We start from the raw sequence: 19,341 nt of genomic DNA, 5'->3' as shown, positions 1-19,341 counted from the left end.
TTTATGGATTGCGATCGCTGCCACTGAGGAGATAGACATGAAACACTAATTAACATACGGCCTCCCCTACTCCTTTAACTTTCACTTTTTCAAGTCAGGGAAACATCGCTTATCATGTGAGCAAAATATAAAAGCAGCTAGCGTCCACACCCATTTCTAAGCTACAAAGGAGAGATTGACTTGGCGATTCCGATTATACGGTCTGAGAAAAAATCCCCAAATAATTAATATCAATCTGAGTAACTAATATGTTTAATGCCACTGAAATTTTAATTGATGCTTTTGTCAAGCAAATTCGAGAAGGCTACCGTCGTACATACGGTTGCTTAAAAAATGATTACCAAGATATTATTGCTTGGGCTGGTAGCATGGCATTGGAAAATATTGCCAATAGTGATGCTCTTTATCACAATGTCGAACACTCTGTCTTAGTTACCCTTGTCGGACAGGAAATGCTACGTGGCAAACACATCCGGGAAGGTGGGGTTTCTAGTGAAGACTGGTTGCATTTTATTATTTCCTTGGTCTGTCATGACATTGGTTACGTTAAAGGAGTTTGCCGACAAGACCAAGAAGCAGCAGGTCTCTATGCTACTGGTAAAAATGGCAGAATGATTTCTCTACATCCAGGGGCTTCTGATGCCAGTCTGACACCCTATCATGTTGACAGAGCCAAACTTTTCATTGACGAACGTTTTGGCGGTCACAAGTTGATAGATGCTGAGGTTATTAAGAGTAATATTGAATGGACTCGCTTCCCCGTACCCGCAGCAGAGGATCATCAAGAAACAATTAGCTTTGCTGGGCTAGTACGTGCTGCTGATTTGATTGGGCAATTAAGCGACCCGCGTTATTTGAAGAAAATTACTTCTTTATTCTACGAGTTTGAAGAAACTGGAATGAATAAAGTTTTAGGGTATGAGACACCTGCCGATTTACGCAAAAATTACGCTAAATTTTACTGGAATGGCGTTCATCCCTATATTAAAGATGGATTGCGTTATTTATCTTTGACACAGCAAGGAAAACAAATTGTTGCTAATCTTTACTCAAATGTATTTGTTGTAGAACATGAAAAAACCCAAGAAGAACATTTATATTTAGTTGAGCAACGACATGCTTAAATCAAAAGTTAAGAATTAAGAGTAGAGACGCGATTAATCGCGTCTGTTAGGAGTTAAGAATTATGAAGAGAGCGCAAATGAATGATATAGAATATTCATAATTTACAACTTAAAACTTTTAACTGATAACTCCTAACTTTTATGAATTGGTGGCAAAGACTGCAAAAAAATCCTTTGGCGAGATTTGGGGCAATTTTATTGCTAATTTTCTATGTGGCGGTAATTGCTGCTGATTTCGTTGCTCCTTATGACCCTTATGCCTCACAGGCAAATGGTTCGCTACTGCCACCAACTCGGATTTATTGGGTTTCAAAATCATCAGGGCAATTTATCGGCCCCCACATTTATCCGACGACACAGGGAGACACTAATTTACAAACAGGCGATCGCCAAGTGATTGTAGACTTCAAAAAGCCATCGCCATTGCGTTTGTTTGTCTCTGGGTCAGAATACCGCTTGTTTCAGCTAATTGTGCCCTTGCCACCCAGTTGGGATGAAGTCACTATTTTTCCTGGTATACCCTTAAATTGGCATTTGTTTGGCGCAGCTAATGAGACAAAATTGAACATCTTAGGCACTGACGAACAAGGACGGGATCAATTCAGTCGCCTATTACATGGCGGCCGGATTAGCATGTTTATCGGGATTATCGGGGTGATAATTACTTTTCCCCTGGGTTTATTAATCGGAGGTATTTCCGGCTATGTCGGCGGTTGGACTGATAGCATCATTATGCGCTTCGCGGAAGTTCTCATGACCTTCCCTAGCATTTATCTTTTAGTTACCTTGGGTGCAGTATTACCAGCAGGACTAAGCAGCAGCCAGCGCTTTTTATTAATTGTGTTGATTACTTCAGTTATTAGTTGGGCTGGTTTAGCACGGGTAATTCGCGGACAAGTGCTGTCAATTAAAGAGCGAGAATTTGTCCAAGCGGCACGAGCAATGGGCGGTAATCCACTTTATATAATTATCCGCCATGTTTTGCCGCAAACAGCGACTTATGTAATTATCTCTGCCACTCTTGCAGTTCCCAGCTTTATTGGTTCCGAAGCAATACTCAGTCTGATTGGTTTAGGAATTCAACAACCAGATCCCTCTTGGGGTAACATGCTTTCTTTGGCAAGCAACGCTTCTATTTTAGTATTGCAACCTTGGTTAATCTGGCCGCCAGCCGTGCTGATTATTTTGACGGTACTAGCTTTCAACTTATTGGGTGATGGGTTGAGGGATGCCCTCGATCCCCGCAGTTTACGCAGATAAAAGGGGGAGACGCGGAGAGGGGGAGACGCGGGGATGCGGAGAGGGGGAGACGCGGGGATGCAATTTGAATGATTATTAGCTGATCCAAAGATACAGTGAACAGAGCGTTCGTTGAAGCCAACGTCTTTAACGAACGCATACTTGTTTTCAGTGCCAAATTTCAGATTTGGAAATTTAGCCGTCACAAAGGTGCAACTTCCGCACAATCCCAACTTGGCATCATTTAGTTTTTTGGCTTGCCGCGATGCACTAGAGTTTTGACTAAACCTGTAACAGCCACAATCACAGTAGCAATTCCCCCAATTGACAATGAAGTTAAAATTGCCGCTGCGAGGATGATTTCAGTAGGGCTGTATCCGTCTCGCATCCAGGTAGATGGATTTTCTACCGATGTTGGCGAGGCGGGGATTAATTGCGAAGTTTGGGTGGTTTGATTAGCGTTGACTGGAGTTGTTAAAACAGTTTTCATGGCTGAACCTCTTCTAAATGTTTCTATGCAAATCGTATTTCTGCCAGAAGAAGAGGAGATTCCCTAAAAATGGAGACAAAGTAGAACGAAAGTAGAAATTAAGTAGAATCGAGAAGAAATCTCACAAGCTGTCTATGGAATGGGCTGATTTTCTAGCCAATGAAGCTGCTATTAATAGCTTATCCCCAGAGCAAACGGCAGCTTTTGTAGAGCGTTTGAAGACTGAAAACTCAGGGAAGAGTGAAGCAAAACTAGCCAGCGAATTAAATATTGGTGCGGCTGCTTTCAAAAAGCGGATGGCTGAGGTGTATGAAAAATTCGCCAAGAGTTTTCCTGAATTAGCCACTTCTAACAGTCGGGGTAAGCTAGAAAAGTTACGGGCTTGCCTGACAGCGAAATATAATGGTGGGCAAGATGCCCAACCAACAATTAAAGAAATTCATCAAAATATTCCCCCTGCTGTTCCATTTGAAAAATTTGTGGGGCGTGAGGCAAAACTAGAAGAACTGCACCAGAAATTACAAAAGAAATTACAAACATCTCGGCAAGTTGCGATTGTAGCTGTAGCGGGTATGGGTGGAGTCGGGAAAACTGAACTCGCTACTCAATACGCCAAACAGCACTTGCAGAATTATCAAGGTGGGGTTTGCTGGTTATCTGCACAGGGAATAGATGTTAGTATTCAAATTCTCAGATTTGCCGAATTAAAATTTAAACTCATTGCACCAGATGACTGGGAATTAGCAGATAGGCTGAGATACTGCTGGCAGAATTGGCAACAAGGTGAAGTGCTGCTGGTGTTTGATGATGTCAACGACTACAAAAAACAGGTTCAGCCTTATCTCCCACCAGAATCATCCCGGTTTAAAGTATTGCTGACAACCCGCTTAGGGTTTGATAGAACTTTGCCGCAATTGCCTTTGGGTGTTCTCAAACCATTGGCGGCGATGAAATTATTAAAATCGCTGGTTGACAGAGAACGGCTCAAAAGCGAAGCTTGGGTTGCGAGAAGAATTTGTAAATTCTTGGGATATTTGCCTTTGGCGTTAGAGTTGGTAGGGCGATATCTGGATACAATGCCAGATTTGTCTTTGGAAAAATTGCTGAAGCGGCTAGAGAAAAAGCGACTGGAACACGAAGCAGTAGCCAAGGCTAACCCATTGATGCGTTATGAATATGGTGTAGCTGAAGCTTTTGCATTGAGTTGGGAACAGTTAGATGAGAATGCACAACGTTTAGGCTGTTGGCTGAGTTTGTATGCTTTAGCTGATATTCCTTTTTCTGTTGAGGCGATAGAAGATGATGAACAAGAACTCTACGAGAAAGCTATAGCCCAGTTGCAGAAACTGCATTTAATGCAATGGCAAAGTAAAGGAATTTATCGACTACATCCACTGATTCGGCTATTCTTCCAAATGAAGTTGGATGAATCAAGTAGTGCAGATGAGGTGAAAACTGCTTTTGTAGCACAGATGTTAGAGGTGGCAAAGCAAATTCCTCAACAGCCTAAACGTGAAGATATTTTCAACCTGATTCGACATATCCCCCACATTGGAGAAGTTGCAACCCACTTATCCCAATATCTCAGCAACGAAGATTTAATTTTGCCTTTCAGAGGTTTAGGCCATTTTTATTACGGTCAAGGACTTTATCAGCAAGCAGAACGTTGGTACAAAGTATGTGTAGAGGAAGCTAAAAATCGTCTTGGTTTAGAACATCGTGATGTCGCCACCAGCATGAACAACCTTGGAGTACTCTACCAATCTAGAGGACGCTACAACCAAGCCGAATCCCTTTTTCAGCAAGCTTTGGAATTAACAAAACACTTACTAGGAGACAACCATCCTGATGTTGCCACTAGTTTAAACAATCTCGGATTACTCTACCAATCTAGAGGACGCTACAGCCAAGCCGAACCCCTTTTTCAGCAAGCTTTGGAATTGAAAAAACACTTACTGGGAGATAACCATCCCCATGTCGCCACTAGCCTGAACAATCTCGGATTACTCTACCAATCTACAGGACACTACAGCCAAGCCGAACTCCTTTTTCAGCAAGCTTTGGAAATGGCAAAACATTTCCTGGGAGATAACCATCCCCATGTCGCCGGTGGGCTGAACAATCTCGCAGAACTCTACCGTTCTACAGGACGCTACAGCCAAGCTGAACTCCTGTATCAGCAAGCTTTAGAACTGAGAAAACACTTACTGGGAGACAACCATCCCGATGTCGCTGCTAGCCTAAACAGTCTCGCAGTACTCTACCAATCTACAGAACGCTACAGCCAAGCCGAACCCCTGTATCAGCAAGCTTTGGAACTGAGCAAACGCTTACTGGGAGACAACCATCCCCATGTCGCCAATAGCCTGAACAATCTCGCAATACTCTACGAATCTACAAGACGCTACAGCCAAGCCGAACTCCTGTATCAGCAAGCTTTAGAACTGAGAAAACGCTTACTGGGAAACAACCATCCCCATGTTGCCAATAGCCTGAACAATCTTGCAGGACTCTACTTTTCTACAGGACGCTATAGCCAAGCTGAACCCCTGTATCAGCAAGCTTTGGCAATTTGTGAGCAGACTTTAGGTGTAGGTCATCCCGATACAATTAAGGTTCGAGGAAATTATGCCAGGTTTTTGAGAGAAGCATATCGCTAGCGATCGCCCCCTTTCTCCCAAAACCATACCTGTAGTTGAAACTGTAGCAGCGATCGCCCACAAATTATAACTTCAAAAAGCAATCGCTCCCTCTTAATTTCTTCCTCTGTGTCCTCTGCGTCTCTGTGGTTCGATTCTCATGCTAATTGGCGAAGCACGTAGGCGTAGCCCGTCGTAGACATCGCCCTCTCATCCCTCAAATAAACTCAAGCATAGAGCGATCGCTTTGCCGTTTCAAGTTCCAAACCCCAAGTTTGAGCTTTTGAACCTCAACCGTCAACCTTAAAGGCGCAACTTCCAGCATCAAAGGCGCAACAGTCAACCTCAAAGCCGCAACTTAGAGGATTAAAGGTGCAATCGTCAGCCTAAAAGGCTCAACATTCACCCTTAAAGCCGCAACCGTCACTCTCAAAACCGCAACTTCGAGGATCAAAGGTGCAACCGTCAGCATCTAAGCTGCAACCGTCACCCTCAAAGGCTCAATAATCCCCTATATCTCTTTATCTTCCGTGTATCGACGAGGAGTATACACAGAAATACTACCATCGCTGCGCTGAATAGTGCGAGTTTGCCTCGAACCAACAAGAATAACCGTCCGCATATCCGCAACATCTGGCACTAACTCTTTAAGAGTAATTACTTTAACCGCTTGCCCCGGTCTTCCGAGATTTCGTGCCAGCACCACCGGAGTATCAGCCGTTCTGTAACGCAGTAAAATATCTCTTGCTTGCGCTAGCTGCCAAGTGCGTTCTTTAGAAACAGGATTGTAAAAAGCAATGACAAAATCAGCTTGAGCAGCCGCCGCAATTCGTTGTTCGATAATTGACCAAGGCTTTAAAATATCAGACAGGGAAATCGCGCAAAAGTCATGTCCCAAAGGAGCGCCAATCGTCGCTGCCGCCGCTTGCATTGCAGAAATCCCTGGTGCAACATGAATATCAATACTGTCCCATTCCGGTTTATTGTGATAATCCAGTACCTCAAAAACTGCTGTCGCCATTGCATAGATACCGGGGTCGCCAGAAGAAACTACCGCTACATAACGCCCTTGGGCTGCTAAATCCAGCGCTACTTTAGCCCGTGCAATTTCTTCCCTATTGTCAGATTCATGCCTGCGCTTGCCATCAGCAAGAGAACCGACTAAATCTAAGTATGTTTTATACCCCACTAAATCAGTCGCTGACTTCAGAATCTCCCTCACCTCTGGAGACATCCACTGCGATGCACCCGGCCCCGTGCCGATAATTGCCAAACGTCCGCGTGGCTGACCTATGGTGCTGGGGTCGATTGGTTCGGGGGCAATGGCGATCGCAATTTGGGAGGATGAAGAAGACACGGAGAGGGGGAGACGTGGGGACGCAGAGAGTATTTGCGACAAATTCACCGCGTCCCCGCGTCCCCGCGTCCCCGCGTCCTCTTGCATAGCGGCGATCGCAACTGCTTGGGCGGGGCTATAACCTTGTGATAATAAGCTTTCTAACTGATTTGAGGTAAAGAAGCGGATAGGTACGTCCAAGGCGCTAGCAACAGCGTTAATTGCTGGATTGGCAGCAGCACTGAGGGGTGCAAATATGCCGGCGACTGATGCAGGTGCAAGTTCGGCATCAGCAAGTAGCTGCTGTACTGAAGTTACATCAACAGTGTTAGTGATGGCGATCGCTACAGTTGCCGGATGATAGACTAGGCGGTTGGGTGCAGGAGTCACCAAGCGTTCTGTAATTTGGATGGTCAAATCTCCATTGGAGTCAATCGGCAATTGGCTATTACTCAGCCAGGGTGCTGTTCCTTCTAACTTCACTTGCGCTCCAGCTAATAAATCTGAGATAAACGTCTTCGCATCGTCTGGATTAGCTAAATGATATCCAAGGGGAGGAGACAACAGCGCTGTGCGAAAACGGATATCCCCCGTAGTTGTGATTGCAGCTTTAATATTGAGTACTTCGGCAATGCGACGCGCCAAATCATTCACGCCATTGAGTCCGCCCAAAAGCGGAACAACAGCGCTACCATCCTCGGCTACAGCTAACACTGGCGGTTCTTGGCGTTTATCTGAGAGCATGGGAGCTAGCGTTCTAATGAGAATTCCAGTAGCACAAATACCAATTAATGGTGTTCCCTCAGCAAATAATTCCCGCAGTGTCTCGCCAAAATTCGTATAGCTGATATCGACTTCAGACGTGCGACCCGCTAGACCGTATAATGTAGCTCCTGGTAGAATGTTCATCATTTTGCGTGCTACTGCCACACTATTTTGGCCCAATACCACAACGGCGGGTGCAATCTTCGTCATCATAAGAGTTCTTGAACTTTAATAGATATCTTGCAACAGTTTTTAGCTTTTTAATAAAACCACAGATATAGCAAAGTGCTGAGTGCTGAGTATAAACCCTGCCTAGTTTCTAGCAATTGATACTGTCCTAACCTTTGGTTCAATTGCTATAAATAACGCACCGCTGACATTAAAATCAACCACCCGCTGCAACGAAGTGTTGACCGCGCACTAGTAGTCTAAGATTTCTTTAATAAGACTGTTCAGATCGGCATCAGCAGGGCGTTTTGTAAACTGCTCGTGACTGTAAATCCAAACTAATCTGATTGTGCAAGTAGTTGCATTAACTAAATACATCAACCTGATTTGTCCCGAAGCTCCTTTGGATACTCTAAGTTCTAACTTGTGAAAAGTCCATTCTTCAGGTAACTGAATCTTTCCAGGTAAAGGTTCGCTACGAGAGTTATTAGGATACTGGTCTTCAATCAAATCTTCCAGAACTTGCGCAACAAGCTCAACAAAACTAGATCCATGAAACTTTGCAAGTTTTTTGAAAGAACGCTTGAAATTATCAGATTCTTCAATCGAGAAGGGAGTTGAGCCAGTCACGCACCTCTCCTTTGCCAATGCGATTTGAAGATTCTGTATTATAAGCATCTTCTATTATTTTGGACATGACGGATTCATACGCGGGATGATCGCGCTCTATCACATCAAGCTTCTGATAACCCAATGCTTTCATATCCTCAAGTAGAATTGTTTCAGTTGAACTTGCGTGACTCGACAAACCCTTGCGCGCTTTCTTCCAAGGAAACTCAACATGAGTCATATCACTGAGTCGATAAGCATGGTAGCCACCAAAATATCTCCAAATTTCTTCTAAAAGCTTTTTCTTCTCATCCGGAATCTGTAACAAGAATTCCTCACCGGGTATGGGTAACTGTTTAGCTTCAAATTCACTGTAAAACCTGTAAGCAGGAGGACACACAGGGCCATATCGCCATGCTTGGATTACTTCATCAAACAATGGCTCATCATATAATGCTAAATGCAAGCTTTGTGAATAGTAAAGAAGCTTTTGCACCTTCATGTTAGTCATTTCAGCTTCTATTCCATCCTCGTAAGCTCTCACTATGAAGTAGCGAGCCACATTGAGACAGTCGATCATAGCTCAGACCCGCAAATCAATTAAACTCACCATGCTAGCAAATTTTAAATTTGCATACACAAATAGTATTATAGTCAAGAACTATAAATATATAGTACATAATTACTATTTACACTTTGAAAATTGAGTTCATCAGCAACTGCTTTCATCAAACCTGTAAATTTGTACAAAGATTTTACAGCCGATTTTTGCTCGGTATCACAATCATTGCGAAATAGGGCACTTCAGCCGGATTAACCTCATCAAGCGGTACAATTCTCTGCTGTGACATGGTTGCCCGTTCAATATACAATGCCCGCGATGCCAATCCTAATTGATGCAAGATATCCCGCACTTTTGTAAAATGACGACCCAACTTCATAATTGCAGCTGCATCGGTTGTCAGCAGTTGTGTAGTCAATTCTTCTGCTGGCATTGGGGCAGGTAAGACGGTAAGAATATCGTTGTAGTAAGTGAAGGGTACGCCCAAAGCTACCGGACAAGCCATCAGCGAGGAAACTCCAGGGACAACTTCTGTTTCGTACTGTTCGGATAGCCGTGTGAAAACATACATGAATGACCCGTAGAAAAACGGGTCGCCCTCACACAAAACTACTACATCTCGTCCGGCGGCAAGATGTTCGGCAATTGGTTCAACTTCTTTGTCGTAAATTGCTTGTGCCTTTTCTGGCTCTAAGGCGCGGGGTAAATGAAACTGCACTTCGATTTGATTGCCGCTCAAATACTGCGACACGATCGCCCGCGCTATACTCTCTTTATCTGTGGCTGATTGATAGGCTACCACAGGTGCAGCACGCAATAGCCGCAGTGCTTTCAGGGTCAACAATTCCGGATCGCCCGGCCCGACACCAACTCCATAGAGACGACCTTTGTTCGCGTTCATTCTTCCTCCGTTGCCAAGGCGTTAACTGCGGCAGCAGCGATCGCACTTCCACCACGCCGACCATGTAATGTTAAAAATGGGACATTTCGGCTGTCTGCTGCCAGTGCTGCTTTTGACTCGGCTGCACCGACGAATCCTACCGGAAAGCCCAATATTACCGCAGGTTTCGGACATCCTTCATCCAGCATTTCCAGCAACCGGAATAATGCGGTGGGTGCATTACCAATTGCTACTACTGCTCCTTCAAGGTGTATTCGCCACAATTCCAAGGCAGCCGCAGACCTTGTAGTATCAAGACGTTTAGCCATTTCTGGTACTTGCGAATCGTTGAGGGTGCAGATAACTTGGTTGTTAGCTGGCAAGCGCTTTCTGGTAACACCTTCAGCAACCATCCGGCAATCACACAGAATCGGCGCTCCTGCTGCCAGTGCTGCCCGTCCAGATCGCACTGCTGTCGGTGAATATCCTAAGTCAGTAACAATATCCGTCATTCCACAGGCATGTATCAGTCTTACAGCAACTTTCGCTACATCCCATGGCAGAACATCTAAGTTTGCTTCCGACCGGATGATAGCAAAGGAATTCCGATAAATTTCATTAGCATCTTTGATGTAATCGGACATTGGTTTAGGAAGCGACAAGTGGGGAATATGATAGTGAGAATAACTGTTTGAGTTGAGCGATGCCTGCGGCGGGCTGCGCCAACGCATATCGATTGGTAAATTCTCCAAAAGATTCGTGAGAATTTAATCGTTGTTTTTTATACACGTTTAGCATTTGCTCTAACAGTGCAGGCAGTTCGAGAAAGCTGACATATTTATAGAGTTGGCGACCAAATTTATGATTACTGTCATCGTCACCAACATAAACTTGATAGCCTTCCACAGTTCCATTTTCCGTTTCCAGACTGATACCTAGTAAAGTAATGTCACTTTTACTATGCTGGGCGCAGGATTTGTCGCAGCCGCTGAAGTGGATATTAACCGGACAGTCTAAACTGACGCGAGTTTCCAAATACTTTGCTAAAGCTAATGCATGGCTTTTTGTGTCGGTAGCAGCAGCAGCGCAACCCCGCTTACCGGAACAGCTAACTAACGCACTCTTGATGTTGCTGGTTGAAGAATCTAATCCTAAGACTGCAATTTTTTTCTCGACATCGCTAATACATTGCTGGGGAATATCGGTTAAGAGTAAATTCTGCCAAGGAGTTAACCTAATGCTGCTGCCATAGCTTTCTGCCAAATCAGCCAAACCTCGCAATTGCTGACTCTCCAAGCGACCAAGCGGCAAAACTACACCAATATAAAATAAACCTAGCTGACGTTGCGGATGAATGCCGATGTGTTGATACTGAGTATTTGACTTCACCCCAAAAGCTTCTTTTGTAAAAACAGAAAATTCCTCTTCCTTCTCTCGTAGAAAAGAGAGTTGGGGGATTAAGTTTTCTCTTGTTTCACTGCAAAAAAGGGAAAAAGGCAGACTTGCTTCCACTTCCTGAAGAAAACTTTCGCAACCCAAACTATTTAATAACTCTCTCAAACGCGGCTTGCGTTTACTACTAGTATCAATATGATTTAGATAAATATTAGCTAAAGCAGCTAAAACTGGTAAACATTCCTCAGATGTTAATAAAATTCCCATATCGCTGGGTGGTTCGCCTTTCGCACCAACGCTGAGGCAGAGGCGGAAGTAAACTTTACCTTTAATTAAAACAGCAGCAAACGCGATATCATTGAGGCGATCGCGTACTGAAACTAACCCACCACCATCAAAGCAAACGCTAAATTTTGCAGACAGTCCTCCCAAGTTAGGGTGTGTAGCTATGTAATTATCCCAACCTCGAACAAAGGGACGCGTGTCAATTAATTCTTGAGGATCTATGCCAGCAGTGGGGCTGGTCATAATATTACGGATGTGGTCTACACCTGAATTATGAGAACCCAAGCCCAAATTTTGCAGGTGCTTTAGGAAGACAGGATTTATCTGGGAGCGAATTTCACGAACTTGTAAATTGGCTCGATTAGTCACATCGACGTAGCCACCACCGCACTGTTCGGCTATATCTGCGATCGCACGGCACTGCATACTATTAAGCATCCCGCCTGGTATTCTGATGCGAGACAGTATACCATCTTGAGCGGGTGTGACGTAAAATAAGCCAGGACAGGCGTTACCGGACAACAAATTTGAAACTCCTTCTCTGTGCAACGCAGAGAGTAGATAGTGAATGTGTCTGAAAGACACGGTTGGAGTTGGCATTCTGACTCGGTAAGTCAAAAGTGAATCTAAATTTTTACCTTTTGCCTTTTCCTTACAGCTGCGGCACAGTCCCGGAATTGCACCGGAGTTTCCCGACTCCAAGCTTTAGTAATGTAGCATAGATTAGGAATTGGGGATTAGGGACTGGGGAATTAGGAAACTTCTAACTTTCCTTGTTCTAAAGAGTCTTTAATATTCGCGAACGAGCCTTTGATACTCGTGAATCAGTCTTTGAACTCCTTTAAAGAGTCTTTGATACTCGCGGACGAGTCTTTGAACTCTGCTGAAGAGTGTTAGAGTTAGCGCGTCTTTTTGTTCTCCTCCTTCTGACAACTGACTCTTGTACAGACGCGATTAATCGCGTCTCTACGACAACTGACAAACAGCAACTTGACCAGGAAGATGTCAAAATTAAATGAGTTTTGTAACCGCCACTTTACATAGTGCGGATTTGAGATAACTAAGTTGAAATTTATGGGCAAGCAGCGCGTTCTTTCTGGAGTTCAACCAACGGGCAATTATCATCTAGGTAACTATTTGGGAGCGATTCGCAACTGGGTAGAAGGTCAGAGTGAATATGAAAATTACCTTTTCGTAGCTGATTTACATGCAATTACAGTACCACACGAGCCAAAACAGTTGGCATCTGATACCTACACCCTCGTTGCGCTCTATTTAGCTTGTGGTCTGGATTTAAATTACTCTACTATTTTTGTGCAATCGCACGTATCTGCCCACAGCGAACTCACTTGGTTGCTCAACTGCATCACACCTTTAAACTGGTTGCAAGACATGATCCAGTTTAAAGAAAAGGCTGTCAAACAGGGAGAAAATGTGAGTGCTGGTTTGTTAGATTACCCTGTACTGATGGCATCTGATATTTTGCTTTACCAAGCAGATAAAGTACCAGTCGGTGAAGACCAAAAACAACACTTGGAATTGACACGGGATATTGCTGCGCGGTTTAATCATTTATTTGCTCAACCAGATCGACCAGTGCTGAAATTACCAGATCCTTTGATTCGTAAGGAAGGAGCAAGGGTGATGAGTTTGGCGGATGGTAAGCGCAAAATGTCCAAGTCCGATCCTTCCGACTTAAGCCGAATTAATTTGCTCGATCCACCAGATCAAATTCAATACAAGATAAAACGCTGTAAAACCGACCCAATTCGAGGTTTAACTTTCGACGATCCAGAGCGCCCAGAGTGTAACAACTTATTAACACTGTATACCCTGCTGTCTGGAAAGACCAAAGAAGAGGTAGCGGCGGAGTGTCAGGATATGGGTTGGGGACAATTCAAGCCATTATTCACAGAAACGACGATCGCAGCTTTAAAACCAATCCAAGAAAAATATCAGGCAATCACAGAAGATAAAAGCTATTTAGAGTCTGTATTGCGTGATGGCAGGGAAAAAGCAGAAGCGATCGCCAATCAAACCCTAGCACAAGTGAAAGCAGCTTTAGGCTACTCTACACCTCTGTAAACCCACATTTTTCACAAGCTTAAGGGGAAAAGAGGACGCGGGGACGCGGGGATGCAAAGAAAGAGGGATGAGGGAGATGGGGAAGAAAACAGTTTCCTACTTCCCCAGTCCCCAATCCCCTAGTTTCTCTTTCAGGTGTGGTTCGTTATACCCTGTAAGAGAAGCAACATATTAATGTTATGGATAATAACCATAGCCACACTATTTTGAATTCCTTTCCCAGAGCCGCGCAAGCGGGTGAATTTTTAGTTACCGCCGAGGTTGCACCACCAAAAGGCGGTAATCCACAACACATGCTCCAAATGGCGGCGACCCTTAAGGGGAGGGTTCATGCCGTCAATATTACCGATGGTAGCCGAGCTGTGTTACGGATGTCTTCTTTGGTAGCATCTGCTATTTTATTGCAAAACGGTATTGAGCCAGTTTGTCAAATTGCTTGCCGCGATCGCAATCGCATTGGTTTACAAGCTGACTTGATGGGCGCTCATGCTTTGGGTATTCGCAATATTTTAGCTTTGACTGGCGACCCAGTTAAAGCAGGCGATCACTCAGATGCCAAAGCCGTCTTTGATTTAGAAGCTGTACGACTGCTGCAACTGATTCGGAAAATGAATCAGGGTTTTGATTGCAACGAAAAACCTTTAACTGATGGTGCATTAGATTTATTTGTTGGTGCAGCAGTAGATCCGCAATGCGCGAGTTGGTCGGGTTTGCAAAGTCGATTTGAACGCAAAATCGAAGCCGGCGCGCAATTTTTTCAAAGTCAATTAATTACCGATTTTGAAAGACTAGAAAAGTTCATGGACAAAATAGCTGCTGGTTATAAAAAACCAATTTTGGCAGGAATTTTTCTGTTGAAATCAGCAAAAAATGCCCAATTTATTAATCGGTGCGTCCCTGGTGTAAATATACCACAGCATATTATTGATAGATTGGCACAAGCAAAAGACCCGCTTGAAGAAGGTATGAAAATTGCAGCAGAGCAAGTAAAGATCGCACGGCAATTATGTCAGGGCGTTCACATGATGGCGGTGAAGCGCGAAGATTTGATTGCACCAATTTTAAATTTAGCTGGAGTTGCGCCAGTTAATCAATTGGTGGCAATTAAATAAAGCGAGGCGATCGCATTTATTCGTGTGTTGAAAGAGGTGCGTAGACACGCAGTGGCTTGTCGTCAGACATCGCCCCTCTTTCTCTTTTCATTGCTAAACTAAAAAACAACCCTTATCCTCTGCAAAGGTAGTTTTATGACCTCTGCAACCAATCCATCCACTGAAGAACTTACCCCATTTCCAGACCATACGCAGCTACCGGAATCAGACGGTACATTCGTGAAAAACTTTCAGGAACATCCGCAAAGCATTTTACTAACAGACTCAATTAAACCGATATTGCAAAAACGTCACCCTGATGGGCAATACTGCATTGGTCAAGATAGCGGTATCTACTGGCGTATGACTGACCCACCAGAAAAAGGCGCAGAAGCACCGGATTGGTTTTATGTTCCTAATGTACCACCTTTGCTCGATGGGCAAACGCGAAGGTCTTATGTACTGTGGCGAGAGTTTATCGCCCCCTTGGTTGCCTTAGAATTTGTTTCTGGCGATGGTAGTGAGGAACGAGACAAAACTCCTTGGAAGGGTAAATTTTGGATTTACGAGCAGGTGATTCATCCAGCTTTTTACGGCATTTATGAAGTGAATAAAGCCAGCGTGGAAGTTTATGAATTAGTTGGCGGACAATATCAGTTATTAATAGTAAATGAGCGCGGACATTATCCTATACATTCTTTGGGTGTTGAGTTAGGTATATGGCAAGGAGAATATCAGAATATGGAATTACCTTGGCTGCGCTGGTGGGATTTGCAAGGTAATTTGTTGCTGACTGGTGAGGAAAGAGCAGAACAGGAAAGTCAACGGGCTGAACAAGAACGCCAACGAGCTGAACAAGAGCGTCAAAGAAATGAACGTCTAATTGCACAATTGCGATCGCTCGGCGTTGAACCAGAAGCATAGGTTAAGGGAATTATTGAACGTGAATTTTTCCCCTAAAGCAATTCGATTTATTGTTGAGGCGTTAGAATACCGGATTGAAGCTTATCAAAAGCAATTATAAACAGAAAACTTGAATGAAGATAAAGCCTCAGATATCACTAATGACATGATGTTTTTGGAATCGTTTTCACAAGAGTTAAAGAAGACACTCTTAACAATTGCGCCATCTGTTTTTTAAAATGACCCGTACTTTTAATCCGGAATCTTATGGTAAATTGCTAGCCGAGTATCAGCCAAAAATAATTACCACGGAAGCAGAAAACGAACAAGCGATCGCACTTGCATTAACCTTAGAACATCGTCCCAATCGTACACCAGAAGAAGAGATGCTGTTGCAACTGTTGGTGACATTAATTGAGCAGTTTGAAGAAACCCATTACCCAATTCCCCAAGGTACGCCCAATTCGATGTTAGTGCATCTGATGGATGCACGCGATACTACAACCGAAGCATTAGCTGAGGTAATTGGTTCATTGGAAGTTGCTTTGCAAATTATTAATGGTGGCACCATCAGTAAAACTCAAGCAGAAGCGTTGGCGGACTATTTTAATGTAGATATCAGTTTATTTACCTAGCTTTTCTTCGATAACAACGCTCTTAAAACCAGGGCTTGGTATTGAGCGGAAATTTAATATTTTGGTGTGAAGTTAAACGTGCGTAGACGCACAGCGGCTTGTCCTTAGATATCGCTTCTCTACTCGATACAAAAGCTACAAAATCTTTTGCCAGTTAGCTTCTAGAGCTTGAGTAAGTTATGAACCAGTATAAAAATTCTATGTCCTAACCATCCCAAACCCAAGCCTAGACTAGAAGTGCTAGCTAAAATTAGAAAAGTATGAAACTTGCTAAAAGATTTTTGTAATTTATCCTCAGCCAAAGCCCCAGCCACAGTCCAAGCCACAGCCCAAGTCCCACCCACAGCCCAAGCCACAGCCCCAGCTACAGCCCAAGCCCAAGCCACAGCCCCAGCCACAGCCACAGCCCCAACCACAACCCAAGCCCCAGCCCCAGCCACAGCCCGACGAACCCAAGCCCAAGCCCCAACCACAGCCCAAACTATGTGCAAAGCGTTAAGCGCTACTAATAAATAGCCTAGAAATGTGTAACTCAACAATACACCAACCAACCAGCCCCAGGGAATAATTCTAGGTGATTTAGTAGCTGGTTCACCTAGAACTGCTTCTGGGTTTGGCTTAGTTTCCGAACGAACAACTTCTTTTCTATAAACTGGCTTAACAGGTGGTGGAGACGTTGCTTTTGGAGCTTCTAACATTGCTAACCATGCCTGCATTGACTGCGGACGGTCGTTTGCCTCCAGCGCCATGCCCGTAAGAATTGCTTGATTTAATTGAGCGCTGACGCTTGGATTAATTAGTTTAGGTGATTTCAGAGAAGTATCATCGAGTTTGCGAGCCAGAGAGGTTGTGGGGCGTTGACCTGTCACTGCATAATAGAGTGTGGCAGCAAGACAGTAGACATCGACAGTTGGCTCCCGACTACCTCTACTCATCTGCTCATAGGGTGCAAAACCATCATTACCTGCAATTCCCTTTGAACTTAAGGTTTTAGGCAAAATTTCTTTGGCGATTCCAAAGTCAATTAAAACCGCTTTACCATTACTTCGCACCATAATGTTTCCAGGGTGGGCATCTCGGTGTACTAGCCCTGCTTGATGCACTACGCTCAAAGCTTCCCCAATCTGGCGGATACATTGTACAATCTCCGCTTCTGGTAAAGCCCCTCTACGCCTTACCGCCTCAAACAAATTTTCTCCCTCAACAAAGTCCATCACTAAACAGTAGGTAGCACCTTCTTGAAACAAATCAATCACTCCCACAATGTGAGGATGGGGGTCTTGTGATAAGCGTGCGAGTATCCGCCCTTCTTGGATAAATCTCTCTATGTACTTTTCATATTCCGGATCGTGGCTGAGGTATTCATTAGGTGTCTTAATTACAACTGTCTGGTTTAGTTCAACATGCAAAGCCTTATAGGTAATCCCAAATCCCCCTTGTCCCAGGACTTGCTCAATTACATATTTGCCACCTTGCAATTGTTGTCTTGCTATCCAGGGCATGAATACCTCTAAGTAAAGAAAAATACCTTAATCCAGCATCCTGATGAGAGTGTACCTAAATCTACGGAGTTTTACTAGATGACGGACTAGGAGAGAGTGATGGAGGGTTGGAAGACGGAGAAGGTTTGAAAATAGGAATCCAACCAACCATACCTGACAGTAAGGTTCCAATAGCTGCAATTAAAGTTGCAATAGCGGTAACAGCAACCCAATTAATATTTGATTCCGATTTCGGAGGTACAGGTGTCTCTGTCTTGCTAGTTTCCCCAGTCAACTCCAAAGAATCAAGCCATTCTCGCATTGATTGTGGACGCTGTTTAGGATCTAGCTGCATACCTTTTAAAATTGCTTGATTGACGCGAGGGCTAATTCGATCGTTGAATTCTTTGGGAGACACTAAATGTTCGCCATCCACTTTGCGCTTTACTGCATCAACAGGTGTTCTTCCTGTCAAAAGTTTATACAGAGTAGCTGCTAGTGAATAAATATCGCTATACGCACGAGTTATAGTACCTCTAGCGTAAAGTTCAGGAGGCGTAAATCCATCAGAAGTTTCCTTGGTTCGGCTTGTGGTTAAGATATGGTCAAAATCCAAAGCTAAACCAAAATCGATTAACACCGCTTCTAGCTGTCCCTCTCGCTTCCGCAACAAGATATTTCCTGGATGCACATCCCGATGAATCAGTTCATTTTCATGTACAACTATCAGTGCTTCGCCAATTTGCTGAATGTAACGCAGTGCGTCTGGTTCCGAAAGTATTGATGGGCGGAAGTCAGCTAAACTCACTTCATTCACATACTCCATTACCAAACACAAATGGTCTGCTTCCTCAAAGGAGTCTACGACCTCCACAATATACTTATGCTTACACTTTTGCAGCTTAAAAGCCTCCCGCAAAAACATTGTCTTTAGCCGTTCGCGTTCCAATTGGTTAAGGGAATTTAGCAAGTCGTCATTTAAGGTTTTAATGACAAAGCGATCGCCATTCTTATTTTTGACCAAATAAGTAATGCCAAAGCGTCCTCTTCCCAATTCTCTCTCAACGGTGTATTTGCCACCTTGCAAGCGATCGCCAGCGACCCAAGCCATCTTTGCAACTCCCAAAATGCTTAGATTAATTCTCACACAAGAGAGCCTTAATAACTTGAGCCTCACTTGGCAGAATTAATGCGATCGCCTAACAGCCCAAATGCATACGCAATCTACTGAAATTAGTAAACAAACTGCGGTTTGTTTACACAATCTTTGGAAATGAGTACGCGATCTACTGAAATGAGTAAGCAAAAGGAAGTTTTATTTTCTCAATATGAGCGATCGCTTTCTCATTTTGGTGTTTTCCGCAAGCAAAAGGAAGTTTTACTTTCTCAATATGAGCGATCGCCTTCTCATTTTGGTGTTTTCCGCAAGCGAAAGGAAGTTTTGCTTTCTCAAACCCCAGTTTGCTTACCCATCACAGTGTTTTCCGCCAGCAAAATGTGCTAATGCTTACTAAATTTAACTTTATTAATTCAGAAATAAGTTAAAGACAAAAGCATGAATATTATTCTTTTATGGGAACTCCAAGAAATAAACTATCCAATTTTTGTCTGTAACATTATTATCTGGTTCTTCTCCCCCAGCTTCCCCAGCCTC

General features: G+C 43.8%; 18 protein-coding genes and 1 riboswitch. Of the genes, 9 read left to right on the top strand and 9 right to left on the bottom strand.

What is annotated here, in order from left to right:
• Positions 1–248 precede the first annotated feature (248 nt).
• From I8752_RS02810 to I8752_RS37920, 3 genes are all read left to right on the top strand, one after another.
• Entirely contained in the window at positions 249–1,124 is an 876-nt protein-coding gene (locus I8752_RS02810; RefSeq protein ID WP_214430816.1) for an Npun_R2479 family HD domain-containing metalloprotein, read from the top strand.
• A gap of 141 nt (positions 1,125–1,265) precedes the next feature.
• Positions 1,266–2,384, top strand: a complete 1,119-nt coding sequence (locus tag I8752_RS02805) for an ABC transporter permease (protein WP_214430815.1) — start codon at positions 1,266–1,268, stop codon at positions 2,382–2,384.
• A gap of 95 nt (positions 2,385–2,479) precedes the next feature.
• Positions 2,480–2,611: a hypothetical protein gene (locus tag I8752_RS37920; protein ID WP_263985280.1), complete on the top strand. Its 132-nt coding sequence runs from the start codon at positions 2,480–2,482 to the stop codon at positions 2,609–2,611.
• On the opposite strand, the gene I8752_RS02800 is transcribed toward I8752_RS37920, so the two are convergent.
• Positions 2,608–2,853 carry a hypothetical protein gene (locus I8752_RS02800; protein ID WP_214430814.1) on the bottom strand — a complete coding sequence of 82 codons (246 nt, stop codon included), beginning with the start codon at positions 2,851–2,853 and terminating at the stop codon, positions 2,608–2,610. The genes I8752_RS37920 and I8752_RS02800 overlap by 4 nt on opposite strands.
• A 134-nt stretch (positions 2,854–2,987) precedes the next feature.
• Here I8752_RS02800 and I8752_RS02795 point away from each other — a divergent pair, with 134 nt between their 5' ends.
• On the top strand, positions 2,988–5,513 hold the full coding sequence (locus I8752_RS02795; RefSeq protein WP_214430813.1) for a tetratricopeptide repeat protein: 2,526 nt from the start codon (positions 2,988–2,990) through the stop codon (positions 5,511–5,513).
• Between the two features lie 490 nt (positions 5,514–6,003).
• Here the strand turns inward: I8752_RS02795 and cobJ are convergent, their stop codons facing one another.
• From cobJ to cobG, 6 genes are all read right to left on the bottom strand, one after another.
• Positions 6,004–7,806 carry a precorrin-3B C(17)-methyltransferase gene (gene cobJ, locus I8752_RS02790; RefSeq protein WP_214430812.1) on the bottom strand — a complete coding sequence of 601 codons (1,803 nt, stop codon included), beginning with the start codon at positions 7,804–7,806 and terminating at the stop codon, positions 6,004–6,006.
• A gap of 207 nt (positions 7,807–8,013) precedes the next feature.
• A complete protein-coding gene (locus I8752_RS02785; RefSeq protein WP_214430811.1) occupies positions 8,014–8,391 on the bottom strand; it encodes a hypothetical protein in 378 nt (125 codons plus the stop codon).
• The gene (locus I8752_RS02780) at positions 8,363–8,950 is read right to left on the bottom strand and encodes a Panacea domain-containing protein (RefSeq protein WP_214430810.1); all 588 of its coding nucleotides are present in this window, start codon (positions 8,948–8,950) and stop codon (positions 8,363–8,365) included. The genes I8752_RS02785 and I8752_RS02780 overlap by 29 nt, the downstream gene beginning before the upstream one ends.
• Positions 8,951–9,125: 175 nt before the next feature.
• Entirely contained in the window at positions 9,126–9,833 is a 708-nt protein-coding gene (locus I8752_RS02775) for a precorrin-2 C(20)-methyltransferase (protein ID WP_214430809.1), read from the bottom strand.
• The gene (locus I8752_RS02770; protein WP_214430808.1) at positions 9,830–10,456 is read right to left on the bottom strand and encodes a precorrin-8X methylmutase; all 627 of its coding nucleotides are present in this window, start codon (positions 10,454–10,456) and stop codon (positions 9,830–9,832) included. Before I8752_RS02770 ends, I8752_RS02775 begins: the two co-directional genes overlap by 4 nt.
• Positions 10,457–10,460: 4 nt before the next feature.
• Positions 10,461–12,092: a precorrin-3B synthase gene (cobG, locus tag I8752_RS02765; RefSeq protein WP_214430807.1), complete on the bottom strand. Its 1,632-nt coding sequence runs from the start codon at positions 12,090–12,092 to the stop codon at positions 10,461–10,463.
• A riboswitch (cobalamin riboswitch) is annotated at positions 12,067–12,208 on the bottom strand. It overlaps the preceding gene by 26 nt.
• Before the next feature lie 358 nt (positions 12,209–12,566).
• Between cobG and trpS the strand changes: the two genes are divergently transcribed.
• The 4 genes from trpS (at position 12,567) to I8752_RS02745 (ending at position 16,206) form a co-directional block, all read left to right on the top strand.
• Complete coding sequence (trpS, locus tag I8752_RS02760; protein WP_214430806.1) at positions 12,567–13,577, top strand: tryptophan--tRNA ligase; 1,011 nt, start codon at positions 12,567–12,569, stop codon at positions 13,575–13,577.
• A 179-nt stretch (positions 13,578–13,756) separates the two neighbouring features.
• Positions 13,757–14,689, top strand: coding sequence for a methylenetetrahydrofolate reductase (locus tag I8752_RS02755; protein ID WP_214430805.1), 933 nt, complete (start codon positions 13,757–13,759; stop codon positions 14,687–14,689).
• A 135-nt stretch (positions 14,690–14,824) separates the two neighbouring features.
• The gene (locus I8752_RS02750) at positions 14,825–15,592 is read left to right on the top strand and encodes a Uma2 family endonuclease (RefSeq protein WP_214430804.1); all 768 of its coding nucleotides are present in this window, start codon (positions 14,825–14,827) and stop codon (positions 15,590–15,592) included.
• Between the two features lie 218 nt (positions 15,593–15,810).
• On the top strand, positions 15,811–16,206 hold the full coding sequence (locus tag I8752_RS02745) for a helix-turn-helix domain-containing protein (RefSeq protein ID WP_214430803.1): 396 nt from the start codon (positions 15,811–15,813) through the stop codon (positions 16,204–16,206).
• A 161-nt stretch (positions 16,207–16,367) separates the two neighbouring features.
• Here I8752_RS02745 and I8752_RS02740 read toward each other — a convergent pair whose 3' ends face one another.
• Together I8752_RS02740 and I8752_RS02735 are read right to left on the bottom strand one after the other, a co-directional pair.
• The gene (locus tag I8752_RS02740) at positions 16,368–17,708 is read right to left on the bottom strand and encodes a serine/threonine protein kinase (RefSeq protein ID WP_214430802.1); all 1,341 of its coding nucleotides are present in this window, start codon (positions 17,706–17,708) and stop codon (positions 16,368–16,370) included.
• Positions 17,709–17,769: 61 nt separating this feature from the next.
• A complete protein-coding gene (locus tag I8752_RS02735) occupies positions 17,770–18,798 on the bottom strand; it encodes a serine/threonine protein kinase (protein ID WP_214430801.1) in 1,029 nt (342 codons plus the stop codon).
• A 183-nt stretch (positions 18,799–18,981) separates the two neighbouring features.
• Here I8752_RS02735 and I8752_RS02730 point away from each other — a divergent pair, with 183 nt between their 5' ends.
• Positions 18,982–19,191, top strand: coding sequence for a hypothetical protein (locus I8752_RS02730; RefSeq protein ID WP_214430800.1), 210 nt, complete (start codon positions 18,982–18,984; stop codon positions 19,189–19,191).
• Positions 19,192–19,341: the final 150 nt, after the last annotated feature.

The organism is Dendronalium phyllosphericum CENA369 (genome assembly GCF_016056275.1).
GTDB lineage: Bacteria > Cyanobacteriota > Cyanobacteriia > Cyanobacteriales > Nostocaceae > Dendronalium > Dendronalium phyllosphericum.
This window is presented reverse-complemented; position numbering and strand designations above follow the sequence as displayed.

Coding starts and splice junctions, on each gene's coding strand:
- I8752_RS02810 (WP_214430816.1), top strand. CDS start 249: ATGTTTAATGCCACTGAAATTTTAATTGATGCTTTTGTCAAGCAAATT.
- I8752_RS02805 (WP_214430815.1), top strand. CDS start 1,266: ATGAATTGGTGGCAAAGACTGCAAAAAAATCCTTTGGCGAGATTTGGG.
- I8752_RS02800 (WP_214430814.1), bottom strand. CDS start 2,853: ATGAAAACTGTTTTAACAACTCCAGTCAACGCTAATCAAACCACCCAA.
- I8752_RS02795 (WP_214430813.1), top strand. CDS start 2,988: ATGGAATGGGCTGATTTTCTAGCCAATGAAGCTGCTATTAATAGCTTA.
- cobJ (WP_214430812.1), bottom strand. CDS start 7,806: ATGATGACGAAGATTGCACCCGCCGTTGTGGTATTGGGCCAAAATAGT.
- I8752_RS02780 (WP_214430810.1), bottom strand. CDS start 8,950: ATGATCGACTGTCTCAATGTGGCTCGCTACTTCATAGTGAGAGCTTAC.
- I8752_RS02775 (WP_214430809.1), bottom strand. CDS start 9,833: ATGAACGCGAACAAAGGTCGTCTCTATGGAGTTGGTGTCGGGCCGGGC.
- I8752_RS02770 (WP_214430808.1), bottom strand. CDS start 10,456: ATGTCCGATTACATCAAAGATGCTAATGAAATTTATCGGAATTCCTTT.
- cobG (WP_214430807.1), bottom strand. CDS start 12,092: ATGCCAACTCCAACCGTGTCTTTCAGACACATTCACTATCTACTCTCT.
- trpS (WP_214430806.1), top strand. CDS start 12,567: ATGGGCAAGCAGCGCGTTCTTTCTGGAGTTCAACCAACGGGCAATTAT.
- I8752_RS02755 (WP_214430805.1), top strand. CDS start 13,757: ATGGATAATAACCATAGCCACACTATTTTGAATTCCTTTCCCAGAGCC.
- I8752_RS02750 (WP_214430804.1), top strand. CDS start 14,825: ATGACCTCTGCAACCAATCCATCCACTGAAGAACTTACCCCATTTCCA.
- I8752_RS02745 (WP_214430803.1), top strand. CDS start 15,811: ATGACCCGTACTTTTAATCCGGAATCTTATGGTAAATTGCTAGCCGAG.
- I8752_RS02740 (WP_214430802.1), bottom strand. CDS start 17,708: ATGCCCTGGATAGCAAGACAACAATTGCAAGGTGGCAAATATGTAATT.
- I8752_RS02735 (WP_214430801.1), bottom strand. CDS start 18,798: ATGGCTTGGGTCGCTGGCGATCGCTTGCAAGGTGGCAAATACACCGTT.
- I8752_RS02730 (WP_214430800.1), top strand. CDS start 18,982: ATGAGTAAGCAAAAGGAAGTTTTATTTTCTCAATATGAGCGATCGCTT.